This window comes from Lactococcus sp. NH2-7C, from assembly GCF_029953655.1.
GTDB classification, from domain to species: domain Bacteria; phylum Bacillota; class Bacilli; order Lactobacillales; family Streptococcaceae; genus Lactococcus; species Lactococcus lactis.
Genome location: NZ_CP124538.1, coordinates 1,469,861 through 1,484,149, shown reverse-complemented (window position 1 = coordinate 1,484,149; position 14,289 = coordinate 1,469,861). Strand labels below are relative to the sequence as shown.

At 35.3% G+C, this 14,289-nt stretch carries 11 protein-coding genes, 7 tRNA genes and 1 rRNA gene; all 19 read right to left on the bottom strand.

The features are described from left to right. Positions 1-8: 8 nt before the first annotated feature. Complete coding sequence (locus QJV49_RS07485; protein ID WP_225512469.1) at positions 9-1,832, bottom strand: PTS transporter subunit EIIC; 1,824 nt, start codon at positions 1,830-1,832, stop codon at positions 9-11. A 149-nt stretch (positions 1,833-1,981) separates the two neighbouring features. Continuing rightward, positions 1,982-2,055 (bottom strand) — tRNA-Asn (locus QJV49_RS07480). Between the two features lie 6 nt (positions 2,056-2,061). Next, positions 2,062-2,177: ribosomal RNA gene (gene rrf, locus QJV49_RS07475) — 5S ribosomal RNA — on the bottom strand. A gap of 2 nt (positions 2,178-2,179) precedes the next feature. Beyond that, positions 2,180-2,253: transfer RNA gene (locus QJV49_RS07470), tRNA-Ile, on the bottom strand. A gap of 14 nt (positions 2,254-2,267) precedes the next feature. After that, positions 2,268-2,338: transfer RNA gene (locus tag QJV49_RS07465), tRNA-Gly, on the bottom strand. 11 nt (positions 2,339-2,349) lie between these two features. Continuing rightward, positions 2,350-2,422, bottom strand: a tRNA-Phe gene (locus QJV49_RS07460). A 3-nt stretch (positions 2,423-2,425) separates the two neighbouring features. Further along, positions 2,426-2,499: transfer RNA gene (locus QJV49_RS07455), tRNA-Met, on the bottom strand. A 10-nt stretch (positions 2,500-2,509) separates the two neighbouring features. Beyond that, positions 2,510-2,599 (bottom strand) — tRNA-Ser (locus QJV49_RS07450). A gap of 5 nt (positions 2,600-2,604) precedes the next feature. Next, positions 2,605-2,676: transfer RNA gene (locus QJV49_RS07445), tRNA-Glu, on the bottom strand. Positions 2,677-2,897: 221 nt separating this feature from the next. Next, complete coding sequence (gene ftsH / locus QJV49_RS07440) at positions 2,898-4,985, bottom strand: ATP-dependent zinc metalloprotease FtsH (protein ID WP_225512470.1); 2,088 nt, start codon at positions 4,983-4,985, stop codon at positions 2,898-2,900. A 205-nt stretch (positions 4,986-5,190) separates the two neighbouring features. Then, complete coding sequence (hpt, locus tag QJV49_RS07435) at positions 5,191-5,742, bottom strand: hypoxanthine phosphoribosyltransferase (protein WP_225512471.1); 552 nt, start codon at positions 5,740-5,742, stop codon at positions 5,191-5,193. Then, positions 5,723-6,994: a tRNA lysidine(34) synthetase TilS gene (tilS, locus tag QJV49_RS07430; RefSeq protein WP_225512472.1), complete on the bottom strand. Its 1,272-nt coding sequence runs from the start codon at positions 6,992-6,994 to the stop codon at positions 5,723-5,725. Before tilS ends, hpt begins: the two co-directional genes overlap by 20 nt. Next, on the bottom strand, positions 6,991-8,340 hold the full coding sequence (locus QJV49_RS07425) for a class A beta-lactamase-related serine hydrolase (RefSeq protein ID WP_225512484.1): 1,350 nt from the start codon (positions 8,338-8,340) through the stop codon (positions 6,991-6,993). Before QJV49_RS07425 ends, tilS begins: the two co-directional genes overlap by 4 nt. A 137-nt stretch (positions 8,341-8,477) precedes the next feature. Beyond that, positions 8,478-8,801 (bottom strand): RNA-binding protein, encoded by a 324-nt coding sequence (locus QJV49_RS07420; RefSeq protein ID WP_225512473.1) that lies wholly within the window; start codon positions 8,799-8,801, stop codon positions 8,478-8,480. Beyond that, positions 8,801-9,175, bottom strand: coding sequence for a septum formation initiator family protein (locus QJV49_RS07415; RefSeq protein ID WP_003132171.1), 375 nt, complete (start codon positions 9,173-9,175; stop codon positions 8,801-8,803). The genes QJV49_RS07420 and QJV49_RS07415 overlap by 1 nt, the downstream gene beginning before the upstream one ends. Before the next feature lie 28 nt (positions 9,176-9,203). Next, positions 9,204-9,473 (bottom strand): RNA-binding S4 domain-containing protein, encoded by a 270-nt coding sequence (locus QJV49_RS07410; protein WP_003132170.1) that lies wholly within the window; start codon positions 9,471-9,473, stop codon positions 9,204-9,206. Positions 9,474-9,591: 118 nt separating this feature from the next. Then, the gene (locus QJV49_RS07405) at positions 9,592-10,062 is read right to left on the bottom strand and encodes a hypothetical protein (RefSeq protein WP_003132169.1); all 471 of its coding nucleotides are present in this window, start codon (positions 10,060-10,062) and stop codon (positions 9,592-9,594) included. A 158-nt stretch (positions 10,063-10,220) separates the two neighbouring features. Then, the gene (mfd, locus tag QJV49_RS07400; protein WP_225512474.1) at positions 10,221-13,706 is read right to left on the bottom strand and encodes a transcription-repair coupling factor; all 3,486 of its coding nucleotides are present in this window, start codon (positions 13,704-13,706) and stop codon (positions 10,221-10,223) included. Further along, complete coding sequence (gene pth, locus QJV49_RS07395) at positions 13,707-14,273, bottom strand: aminoacyl-tRNA hydrolase (protein WP_003132167.1); 567 nt, start codon at positions 14,271-14,273, stop codon at positions 13,707-13,709. Positions 14,274-14,289: the final 16 nt, after the last annotated feature.

Below are 14,289 nucleotides of genomic sequence, written 5' to 3'. Positions count from 1 at the left end.
TAGTATTTTTATTTGTTCATCCGTTTCACCATATTGATGTATTCAGGAGTAGTAATTAATGACTCAACAAAAAGATGTTGAGCATTTGGAGCTTCGTTTTTTACACTTGTCGTAAATTCTTTTGTTGAAACAATCATGATATTTTTGGCATTAAATGCTCCTAAACCAATAAATTCAACATCAGAAATAGGAATTTTAACACCATGCATCTGGAATATTGCTTTTAATGTTTCTTTGCCCATTGTATTTGAACCAATATGTAAATCATCATGAGCAAAGACAACTTCATCAATTTGGTTCAAGTCTATCTCATTTTTACTGACAGGTCTGTCAGTAATTATTGTTTGATTTATAGCATTGGCAGTAGACAATAAATTACTGATAATTTCATCATAACGAGGTGAATTAAGGAAATTAGCCACTGAGTATCTGATTGCTTCAGGAGCCATTGTCGCAGCTCGTGGAGCAAGTTCATCTTGTGTCACAACAATTGTGTCAGAACCTGCTTTTAAGTTAGCTATAGCGACATTAGTAACATCCTGTAGCAAACCTGCTTTCTTAGCTTTATTTCTCAAAATAGAGGCTCCCATTGCTGATGAACCCATTCCTGCATCACAAGCAAAGATAATATGATTAATCGTAGAGAAATCGACTTGGTCAGTAATATTATTGCTGACAGAAACTTGTCCTTTACTGACAGCTTTATCTGCAGCTACACCTACTTTTGCACTCTCAAAAGCAGAATCATCAATCATTGATTTATCCCGTTTTAAGATAAAAGATGCAACTAGAAACGAAACAATTGCTGCCACAGCTATTCCTGACCAGACACATAAGACATTTACAAAACCACCCGCTGATTTACCTGATGCCATCCCCGTGATTGCAATAATTGAACCAGGTGAAGCAGGAGCCGCAAGACCCGAACCCAGTAAATTATTTGTCAAGGTTCCTGATACTCCACCTGCCATCACAGCAAAAAAGAGCGCCGGTTTCATCATGACATAAGGAAAATAGATTTCGTGTATACCACCGACAAATTGAATCAAAATCGCACCAGGTGCCGTAGCTTTAGCTGAACCCTTACCAAAAAGCATAAAAGCAATCAGAATTCCAAGTCCTGGTCCAGGATTCGCTTCTAGTAAAAATAGAAGTGATTTTCCATTTTCAGAAACTTGCTGAATTCCCAATGGAGATAAAATCCCTTGATTGATTGCATTATTTAAAAATAATATTTTTGCTGGTTCAATAAAAAGATTAGCAAGGGGAATCAAATGATTAGCAATTAAAAAATCGACCCCATGTCCCATCACATCGGTTAGCCAAGCCACAAGTGGACCAACCACTTTTACAGCAAAAAGGGCAAGTCCAAATCCAACTAAACCAGCTGAGAAATTATTAACCAACATTTCCAGACCTGCTTTAATATGTGGTTGAACATACTCATCAAATTTTTTTATTACCCAAGCACCAAAAGGGCCCAAAATCATTGCACCTAAAATCATAGGAACATTTCCTTTAGCGTTTAGACCTCCTAGAGAAAGACTAGCTGTAGCAATAATTGAACCGAAAGTCGCAATTGCACCAACCACTCCTCCACGATGTTCATAAATATTTTTCCCACCAGTGTAACCAATCATTAGGGGAATAAGAAAAGCAAGCATCGGACTAACCATTGCTGCAAATGTTTTATTAGGGGTAAAACCATCAGGAATGAAGAACATCGTCAACACTCCCCAGGCAATCAAAATAGGAATATTTGGCATTACCATATTTGATAATGCAGTACCAAGTTTTTGCACTCGTACTTTTAAGTTTACAGTATTAGTCATTTCAGACTCCTTTACATAGTAACTAGTATAGTTATATTGTAACCGCTACCAATAAAGCTGTAAATAAAAACCTTGACACAAAAAGGCGTGCCAAGATTTATTGATGATATTTATAAAATAAAAAAAGTCACCCTTAGGTGACTTAGTTACTGCGGATGTCAGACTCGAACTGACGACATCATGATTAACAGTCATGCGCTACTACCAACTGAGCTAATCCGCAATGTAAACTTGGCATTGTCTTTATCTCCCAGGGGGCAACCCCCAAGTACTTCCAGCGCAAAAGGACTTGACTTCTGTGTTCGACATGGGAACAGGTATATCTCCTATGCAATAAATACCAAATATGGGAATTCCAGGATTCGAACCTGGGACCCCTGCGTTATCAACACAGTGCTCTAACCAACTGAGCTAAACTCCCAAAATATTAAGTTAAGCGGATGACGAGAATCGAACTCGCGTAGCCAGCTTGGAAGGCTGGGGTTCTACCATTAAACTACATCCGCTAAATAAGGAATGGCGCGAGACGGAATCGAACCGCCGACACATGGAGCTTCAATCCATTGCTCTACCAACTGAGCTACCGAGCCAAATTGCGGGAATAGGATTTGAACCTATGACCTTCGGGTTATGAGCCCGACGAGCTACCTAGCTGCTCCATCCCGCGATAATTAAAAAGGAGGATGTGGGATTCGAACCCACGCACGCTTTTACACGCCTGACGGTTTTCAAGACCGTTCCCTTCAGCCGGACTTGGGTAATCCTCCAGATATAGTCCGTACGGGATTCGAACCCGTGTTACCGCCGTGAAAAGGCGGTGTCTTAACCCCTTGACCAACGGACCATATATTGTTGTGCTGTCTCAAACAGTACTTTTCTATTATACACTTTTATATTTTTTTGTCAAGAATAAACTGTGTTATCTTTTCAAAATAATATTTGAGATGAATAATAAGAAAGTCAGTCGTCTCAAACGACAACTATTTAATTATATCAAAATATTATTTTTTGTCAAGAATAAACTAGACCACTTATTCTAAAACATAAAAAAAAGAAAAAACAGCCTTATTCGGCTGTTTCATCTTCTGATTTTTCCTTATTTTCTTCTGGTTTAGATTCTGTTTTTTCATCACCATTATAGATATTAATGTTTGAAAAATCATCAACATTCGCATTTGCATCCTTGAGAGATTCTTCAAATGTTTTTGGTTCTGGTACTTCTGCTGCCGCTGCTTCATCAGGCATTTTTCCTGTTTTAAAGAGTGACATGATTTGTTTCGCATCAAGTGTTTCGTATTTAAGCAGAGCTTCCGCAATTGCTTTATGTTGCTCACGATGTGTTTCAATTGCTTCTTTAGCACGGTCATAAGCTTCACCGAGAATGCGACGCACTTCATCATCAATCATAACAGCAGTTGCTTCTGAGTAAGTCTTAGTTTGACCATAGTCACGACCAATAAATACTTGATGATCTCCTTCATAAGATACCATACCAAGTTTCTTAGACATCCCATATTCAGTTACCATTGAACGAGCAATGTGTGTTGCTTTTTCGATATCATTTGATGCCCCTGGAGTAGCTACACCAAAGACAATTTCTTCACCAAGTCGTCCACCCATAAGGCTGGCAAGTTGGTCTTGAAGATGGAAATTAGTTGGTTGCATGATTTCTTCATCTGGAAGAGCAAGCATGTAACCACCGATGCGTCCACGTGGAACAACGGTAACTTTACGAACAGTAGATCCATTTTCAAGAACGAGTCCAACAATAGCGTGACCTGCTTCGTGGTAAGCCACGATTTCACGTTCGCGCATTGATTGAATACGATCTTTCTTAGCGGGACCAGCCATTGCACGGTCCATTCCTTCATCAATGTCAGCAGCATTGATTTCTTTTTTATTTTGACGTGCAGCAACAAGTGCAGCTTCATTCAAAACATTTTCCAAATCAGCTCCGACATAGCCTGGAGTTTGTGTAGCAACATTGTGCAAATCAACGTCACTTGCTAAAGGTTTGTTTTTAGCATGAACTTTAAGAACAGCTTCACGACCTTTAACATCTGGAGCTCCGACCAAAACTTTACGGTCAAAACGACCTGGACGTAAAAGCGCTGGGTCAAGCACATCTGAACGGTTAGTTGCAGCAATAACGATCACTGAGTTGCCATCATCTTGGAACCCATCCATTTCAACGAGCAATTGGTTAAGGGTTTGTTCACGTTCATCGTTACCACCACCAAGACCTGCGCCACGTTGACGACCAACAGCATCAATTTCATCGATGAAGATAATTGATGGTGCAGTTTTCTTAGCATTTTCGAATAAGTCACGGACACGTGAGGCACCAACACCGACAAACATTTCAACGAAATCCGAACCCGAGATACTATAGAAAGGAACACCTGCTTCACCAGCAACAGCCTTAGCAAGCAATGTTTTACCTGTACCTGGAGGGCCTTCAAGGAGAACACCTGCAGGAATACGAGCACCTAAATCATGATATTTTTTCGGATTTTTAAGGAAATCAACAACTTCTACAAGCTCTTGTTTTTCCTCTTCAGAACCGGCAACGTCAGCAAAACGAACTTTAGATGTTTTACCATCTTGTTGTTTAGCACGAGATTTACCGAAGGACATTGGGTTTCCACCGCCGCCTCCGCCACGAGCGCCCATTCCGCCCATCATGAGCCAGAAGATACCAACAAATAAAAGCATTGGAATGATATATGAGAGAATTTGAACCCACATACCACTTGACGAAGCTTGAACGACACTCACTTTTACATCATTACTTTTAGCTGCATTTTGGATATCTTTGACAACACTGTCAGTTGGAATAATATAAGCTTGGAAGTTTTTAACTTCACTACTAGAATTACCTAAAAGTGGGAAATTATTTGTTCCTTTTACTTTTACAGGTTCTTTATATTCACCTGTTACAGTAATTAGGCTATCAGAAGGTTGCATTGTGACGTTTTCAATCTTGTTACCGTCAAGTTTCGTCATCAATTGTGAATAGCTAATTTTATCCACGCTTGATTGATTACTACTGAAGAAGAAATTGAAACCGACAACAACAACAATAGCCAAGATCACCCACATCAAGATATTTTTTACAAAATTTCCTTGTTTTGGTTGTTTGTTGTTATTCATATTTTCCTTATCTTTTGTTTATTTATTATTAGAAAAGCCAAGAATTTAATTCTTAGTATCACTGGTAATAAAGGATACAGGCTAGTCAATAACAGCTATACCTAGTTATAGCATATTTCCTTTTGGAAAGCTAATAGTAAGTATTGGTCAGAGATTTTTTCATACTTTAGTCTGAGAAAAATTTTAGATGACTAAAATCAACGAATTATTTATTATAAACTTCTGGTTTTAAAACTCCGACATATGGAAGATTACGATAGTTTTCTTCGTAGTCCAAACCAAAACCAACAACAAATTCATTAGGAATTGTAAAACCTGAATAATCTGGTTTAATTTCAACAATTCGTCCTTCTGGTTTGTCAAGAAGTGTTACAATTTTTACGTTTGCTCCACGATGTTCCAAAAGTTCTTTGAGATATTTTAAAGTACGACCAGTATCGATAATATCTTCAACAATCAGAATATCACGACCTTTGACTGCTGTATCAACATCTAGGATTAATTTTACTTCACCAGAAGATTTTGTTCCGCCGTGATAACTTGATACAGTCATAAAGTCAGTTTCTAAGTGACAATCAATATGTTTGATTAATTCAGCTAAGAAAGGAACTGAACCACGAAGAATTCCTAAGACTAATGGATTTTTCCCTTCGTATTCTTTTGTCAATATTTGTCCAAGTTCTTTGGATTTTTCTATAATTTCTTCTTCTGAAACTAATACTTTTTCAATGGCCTTATCAAGATTTTTTTCGAGCATCGTTGATTTCCTCTCCTATACTGGGTTTGACCCATAATATTCTTCTAATTTTATCATTTTTGAGCGTTTTACTCAAATCAGAACACGCAAGACCGACAATGGCATAGAGTTTTTTATCAACGAAAATAAGTGGATTCTCTCGGTCCTTTAATGGAACTTTGTTATCAATAAAAAACTTGCGTAATTTTTTATGATGACCATTGATTAGAATTTGATCTCCGGGCTGGCGTTTACGAATTTCAATTTCCCCTTCAAGAGGCAAATAAACCTCCATAAATGATTCATCGTGTGGATTTTCACTTACAATTTCTACTGAATTCTCCCTTTCAAGTTGAATTTTTTCAAGATAAAAGAAATCTTTAGTCTTCACAAAATAAAATTCCTTATTCAATTTTGCGAAATATTGTTGAGGACGATTGATAATATGAAGTAATTCGGCAAATTTTTTCTTACTTACTTCTATTTCTGGATATTGAGCGAAAAATTCTTGTAAGATAAAATGTTGTAATTCTTTTGTTTGGGAGATAAATTTTTCAGATGATATTTTTTCATCAACAATTTTAAGTTCCGAAATTTTTTGATTAATTACTGCCAAAGCCATTTTAATTTCCGAGCTCAAATCACTGATTGATTGTGAAAATTGAGGATTTTCTTTTGTTAATTCTGGAATTAGTTGATTACGTATTCTATTTCTAAAATAATCTAGTCCTTGATTTGTTGAATCTTCATAATAGGTTGCTGCATCAAGTTCTTCTTTTGTAAATTTCAATAAAGGTCTGATTAATTGCCCACCTGCAAAAGGTTGACAATCAGCAATGCCCTGCAGACTTCTCAAAGGACGTCCTGTAATTTGACGCATTAATACCGTTTCAACAAGGTCTCCTTGATGATGAGCTGTTAGCAAAATATTGTATTTTTCACTTATCATTAACTTTTCAAAAAACTGATAGCGAAAATCACGTGCCTTTTTTTCTGTAAACTCTCCTGTAAACTTGTCAACATAAATGGGTACTTTAAGTTTTGTTGCCATTTTTCGAAGAGCAATTTCTTCAAATTTTGACTCTTCTCGTAATCCATGATTAATATGAGCCAGTCCCAGTTCAATACCGAGCACTTCTTTTAAATCATAGAGCCAGTTAAAAAGAGTCATTGAGTCTTTACCACCTGATAAAGCCAATAATATTTTTGAACCTTTATCAAAATAGTGTTCATCTTTGACTATTTTTAAAAATTTACGTTGAGCTGGTGTCATTTCATAACTCCATAAACATCTTGAGAAATTGCTTTTATTTCATCATCAGTTGCCCCATCAGTTTCAATTACCAAAAGATATGGTTTACTTGCAAATACAATGGCTGCATCATGATTATCTGTATCTGCACCACCAATTTTGTGAGCAACCGATATGTTTTTAGGAACGCCTGCTCTAATTTTAACATCATCAAAAGAGGTATCAAATAAAGCGTTAAAGGAAGCACCACCTGCATTATAAAGGGCTTCTAGCATTCTACCTACCATTTGAGCTGAGGCATTTCGTTCTTTTGGATTCCACTCTTGTCCAGCAATTCTATTTATTTCTTTTTGATAGTTTGGGTTAAACTCCTGGGTTTCATAATAGGCGAGCATATTACTTCCGACATTGTCTGAGAGTTTGGCTGTTCTATTGATGACATCCTGAAGACTGTAATATTTATTATCTGCTGTTTTTGGTAAATTTCCAGTTCCTTCTGGTTTATAACTTCCATAAAAAGTATTAATGGCTGGGGTGTACAATAGTTTGTCATCAAGTGAAGCCAAACCTTCATTAAGTCGTTTTTGAGTCCAATAAAGAATGGGGATTTTAGAAAGACTCGCTGAATACATTTTCTGTTCTTGGTTTACACCAGCTGTAAACTTATCGTCAAGTTCTTTGACATAAATTGAATACTTTTTGTTGTTATATTTCTGATTCAATAATGCCTGAACTTGTTTGATTTTGGGATTTTCCAGAGAAATATCATTTTCTGAAACCCAACCCGTTTGGCCATTATCTAATGATACTTCGTAGTAAGTTCCCCAGTTAGTCTTAGCGATTTTGTCAGCAGAAAGTTGATGCCTACCACTTAAATTTGTCATTATTTGATTATCATAAGTGGTTTCGGGATTGTAAAATACATTGACACTTTTATCAGTATATATTGTTGTATTTGTTGACTCTCTAGAAATTGTAATATCTGATATCACAACTTTTTTGTCAGTAGAAATATACTTTCCTGTCTTTAACTTAAAGGATTTTCCAACAATTTCGGCAATATCTAATTGTGTTTTAACTGCAATTTTACCAACTGATTTGGTAAGGTTTGAGTCCTCATAAGTTGTTAATTCTTGATAAGCCACTGGTCTTTGGGGGATTGAAGTCCAAGTTTCATTTTCTTTTTCTTTGTCTGTAACTTTGTCAGCTACAACAATATTTTTTGATTTACTGACCTTTTTGTCAGCAAAATATCTTGTTTGTGAAAAAGCAAAAAAGCCTGGGATAATCATTAAAAGCATCACCAAGGCCACTCCACTATTAATTTTTGTTCTCTGTTTTTGCATGATTAAAACCTTGCCCAACATCTTATCCATTCCATAGAATAATTTCTGTTGTAATCTTTATCTTTTTAATTCCTAGAATTTTTCATAAAATAGGTGCTATTTTTAGTCAATAGAATAGTCAAAGAAAAAACTAAATAATATTTTTTCTTTTTAATTATTTAGTTCAATTCACGATTTTTTTGCTCAAGCTCTGTAAGTCTTTGGTGACTTGTTTCTAAAAATTCGGCATAGACATCTTTAAATTTTTTTTCTTGATAATTTAAATCAATCTTACCATCTTCGTGTATTTTTGAAATTTCAACACCAATCAAATCTCCAATATGCACTTTGGGTACATTTTTAGGGATTTGTGACCAACGCAAAAGTCCTCTATTTTTACTGACAGCTTTGTCAGCAGGTTTTTCTGTACTTTCATCAAGTTCGTCAGTAGAAATTTTTACAAAAAGTCCAAATCTTGTAATGTTTTCAACTTGTCCAATCATTATTTTGACCCGTTACTTCCAATCAAAGGACTGTCAGTAGTAAAAACTTTTTCATCGCTTTGTGAATATTCTTGACCATCACTACGAGCAAATTTTTGAAGATAGTTAGGATCTTGAAGTTTTGATATTTCTTCTTTTTTAATCGTTACTTCTTTAGAAAGACTCTCATATTGTTTCTTTGCACTTTGTTCTAAAGCTACTTGACTATGCAAAGTTTCATATGATTTTATCAAACTCATACTTGCTAAACTAAAAAGTAAAATTGCCACGATCAAAATAAGCCCTAAATGTTTTCTTTTTGGTACTGGGTTTAAATTTCTTTTTTTATGCTTCTGAGTGTACTTATTATTTAGTTGAATCACTTGCTTTGCCATGACAACCTCCAATCTATTTTGATGATAATTACTCAACTTCTTCTGTGATACGAGTTTCGCTAATCATTTCATACATTTTATCAGCATCTTCTTTACGTGTAAACTCTTTTAATTCAGCAACCCGAACTTCAACAATTTTATTTCCGAAACGAATTTCAATTGTGTCATTAAATTTTACATCAGATGAAGATTTCGCTAATTTTCCATTAATTTTAATCCGACCTTTGTCGGCAACTTCTTTCGCAACTGGACGACGTTTAATCAAGCGCGAAACTTTTAAAAACTTATCTAATCTCATGGTTTGATTATAACATATTTCATTTTGTTTGAAAATGCCTTTATTTATAATAATAAGGCTCCATCATTAGTGACAGAACCTTATTAATTTACTGACAGACCCATCAGTAATTTTTTTATTATTTTGAACGTCTAAGTTCTTGATATTCTAGCCTTGCTGCTTTGGCATCTTCTTTCATTGTTGGATAAGCTTTTTTAATATCATTAGCTGAGATAAAGAAAAAAACAATCGCAATAATTTCAATTGGAAGTAAAATTAGACTTGAAAGTCCTAAAGCAATATTTCCTGTACCACCCGCTGAAACTTCAGTAACTAATAAAACCATAAGAACAACTCCTAAGCCTTGAGTTACATACATTAAAATTGGTGCCACATGTTTTCTTTTTCTTACTAAATCCAGTTTACTTGCCCAAACATGAGCAAAAATCACAAAAACAAAAACGATTGTTCCAAAAGTTCCTTTATTGTACCCCACTAGAGATAATAGAAAAACAAGAATAATAAAGATTGGAATGATAAGATAGTAAGAATAAGTTTGATAGGGACGGCTTTTTTCTCTCAACTCCGCTTTTGCTGCTTTTAAATCCACTTTTATAAATCTCCTTTAAGATATGAGTTTAATTTTATAAATTACATCTTGAGAATTTTTTCTCTTCATGTTTTTTATTTCCAAAAAATTATTAAACTCTATTTTTTATAGTTTTATATAAAAGTATTGTATCATATTTATCTTTTTTTACAAAAAGATTACCTATTTTCGTAATTATCTCGTATATTTGATAATTCTTCAATAAAATTCATTATTTCGCTCAAAAGAACAACTGAATTTCGATTTTCAATTTTAAAACGGAATGTCATTTTGCCATATTTTTCCCCGACAGAAGCTTTCATACTTGTTTTAGCCAAGGCTTTGAAATAATCTTGTGGGTCATAGGTAGTATTAGCCACTTTTTCCAAAGTAACAGTTGCTTCAAATCTCGATTTTTCAATTTTTTCAACTAAGGCATTATCTGCAAAGTGTTTTAAGAGACCAATTTCCAGAAGATAAGCGACTTCATCTGGATATTCTCCAAAACGGTCAACCAATTCTTCTTGTAGTTCTTCATAAATCTCACGACTATCAATTTGACGAATTCGTTTGTAAATTTCAATTTTTTGACGTTCATCAGAAATATAATAAGCAGGAATAAAGGCATCCAATTCCAAAGAAATTTCCACATTTGAAGTCCGTTTTTGCTTACTTGTACCAAGTTTAGCGTGAATGGCTTCTTCTAACAGTTGTGAGTACAAATCAAACCCAACAGAATCAATAAATCCTGATTGCTCGCTTCCCAGTAAATTACCAGCACCACGGATAGACAAGTCACGCATGGCAATCTTGAAACCTGATCCTAATTCTGTAAAGCCTTTAATAGCTTCCAAACGTTTTTCCGAAACTTCAGACAATATTTTTTCAGGACGATACATAAAGTAGGCGTAAGCCACCCGATTTGAACGCCCCACTCGGCCTCTTAATTGATAAAGTTGTGACAAGCCCATCATATCCGCATTTTCAATAAAAAGCGTATTCGCATTTGGAATATCAACCCCAGTTTCAATGATTGTCGTTGCAACAAGCACATCATAATCACCTGCGATAAAGGCAAGTAAAGTATTTTCAAGTTGTACTTCAGTCATTTGACCGTGTATAAAACCAATTCTTGCTTCAGGAATTAATTCTTCTAATTGAGAAACTTTTTGTTCTATCGTGTCAACCCTGTTGTAAACATAGTAAACTTGTCCACCACGAGAGATTTCTCTCAACACTGCATCCCGAACCACACCATAGTTTGTTTCCATGACATAGGTTTGCACCGGATAACGGTTTGTTGGTGGTGTTTCAATAACTGACAAGTCACGAATTCCCAGCATTGACATATGTAGAGTCCTAGGAATAGGTGTTGCTGTCAATGTCAAAACATCAACCTGGGTTTTTAATTCTTTCAAACGTTCTTTATGCTTAACTCCAAAACGTTGTTCTTCATCAATAATCATCAAACCTAAATCAAAAAATTCAACATCTTTTGAGAGTAAACGGTGAGTTCCAATAATTAAATCAACTCGTCCTTTTTTCAATTTGGCTAGAATTTCAGTTTGCTGTGTTTTCGTTTGAAAACGACTGAGAACCTCGACATTTACGCCAAAGTTGATAAAACGTTCAGTAAAATTATTAAAATGCTGCTCAGCAAGAACGGTCGTTGGCACAAGAACTGCGACTTGTTTCCCATCATTTATGGCTTTGAAGGCTGCTCGCATTGCAACTTCGGTTTTACCAAAACCAACATCACCGACTAACAAGCGGTCCATTGGACGCTCAAGTTCCATATCATGCTTAATTTCATTGATTGAACGAATCTGGTCTTCAGTTTCAACATATGAAAAACCAGAATCAAATTCTTCTTGACTGGTGTCATCCGGAGAGAATGCAAATCCTTTTTTCGCCTGACGTTCAGCATAAAGTTTAATCAAGTCATCCGAAATATCTTCAACTTGTTTACTGACAGAAGACATGGTTTTACGCCAGCGCCCATCATTCAGTTTATTGATTTTAGGGCTTTTTCCTTCACCAGCTGTATATTTACTGAGCAAATCTAGGTGATCAACTGGAACAGAAATTGTATCCCCATTTTGATATTGAATGGTCAGATAATCACGATGCATTCCGCCTACTTCAAGCGTTTGTAAACCTAAATATTTCCCAATCCCATGATTCTTATGGACAACAAAATCACCAACAGCGAGTTCATTGTAATCTTTTAGTCTTTCTGCATTTGTAATATTCAGTTTGCGTGCCTTTTTCTTACGCATTTTACCAAATATTTCATGCTCAGTCATGACGACTAATTTTTCATCAAGGAAATTAAAACCATTGGATAATTGCAAATCAATCAGATTGACTTTACGCACTTGAATAGATTCTCTGTCAACCTCTTGTAAACTTAAATCTAATTCGTGGAGTGATTTACGGAGTTTTTCCGATGATACAGCTAAAACAACTGTAAACTCTTGCTTAATAAATCGTTCAACTTCAGTGTAAAAAAGTTCTAATTGACCGAAAAATTGTTGCATTGAATGTTGTTTGAAATTATAAAGTTGTTCAAATCTGAGATTTCCAAGCCCTTTTTGGAAATTTGAAAAGAAGGTAGCAGGCTTATAATTTCTAACTTTTGCCATTGTATCTAGCAAATAAGTCTGCCCTTCAAATCCTCTTTCCATTGCTTTTTCAGATAAAATAAAATCTGCTAATTCCATTTCTAACTTATTATTCATTTCATTTACTTTTTGAAAATCATCAATGAATATTTGAACATTTTTTGGAAAATAATTTAAAAGTGAAGTTTTTTTATCATAAAAATACTCCGCAAATTTTCGTAAATCTTTGTGATAATAGTGATTTTGAGCTGCTGAAATCACTTCTTCCATATATGATTTTGCTGATGGGTCTGTCAGTAAATTTGTCATTTCTGTCAGTGATTTTGCACCCTTGTCAAATTCTTTGTCAGTCAAAATAAAATCACTGGCCGGATAGATTTCCAAACGTTCAAGGCTTGTCAGTGAACGTTGACTCTCCACATCAAATGAGCGAATCGTATCTACTTCATCACCAAAAAACTCTAAACGTACCGGATTTTCCGCATCTAAAGGATAAATATCAACGATATCTCCTCGCATTGAAAATTCACCTGGCGTCATCACGCGCTGTGTCTTTTCATAACCAGCTTTTGATAATAAATTAACTAAATTTGATAAATCATACTCATACCCAGAGGTCAGTAAAAGATAATTTTCTAAAAAGTTTTCGGGACTTGGTAAATAGCTCCGTAATGCCAAAAAAGGCACAACCAAAAATCCTGTTGACTTTTCGTCAAGTAGGAAATTAAGTGCCTCAAGTCGATAAGCAACTCGATCTTTAGATGCAAGTGCGAACTCTGCGTAGATGTTATCATCAGAAAAAAATTGAAAAACTTTCTCTTCACCAAGCAAAGTTGACAGTTCATCATAAAGTTCATTCGCATGAAACTGGCTGTCAGTAACAATAATATATTTGTCAGCAACATTTTCATAAGCATTTGCCATCACTAAGCTCTTTGCTGTTCCTGACAATCCTGTCAGTAAAGTTCGCTCACGCTTTGAAAAACCTTGTTGCCATTTTTGTAGTTGCCAATTTTGGTCAAAAAATTCAATAATATTCATTTAGTTAAATTTATTCATTGTCTTTTGAAAATCACCATTTTCAAGATAGAATTTCATTGCATCAACAGCTTTGAAAATTCCATCTTGAGCGATTTCCTTATCTTCATTGTCAAAACCAGAGAGTACATGATTCACAACTGTCATTCCATGTTTTGGACGGCCAATCCCAATTTTTACACGGTTAAAAGTTTGACTTCCCACATGTGTAATGACTGATTTTATTCCATTTTGTCCACCTGATGACCCTTTTTGTCTTAGACGCACGCGCCCGACTGGTGAATCCAAGTCATCATGCATGACCGTTAAATCTGCCTCGTCTATATTATAATATTTCAAAAGTGGCGCCACCGCACGCCCAGATTCATTCATAAAAGTCAGAGGTTTCACGAGAAACAATTTTTCACCATTCACAAACGTTGACGCGACAAGCGACATAAAAGGTTTTTCTTCTTTAAAATCAACATTCAGTTCTTTTGCCAGTAAATCAAGTGCCATAAAGCCCATATTATGTTTTGTTTTTTCATATTTATCGCCTGGGTTTCCCAAGCCAACAATCATTTTTGTCATTTTCTCTTATTTTCTT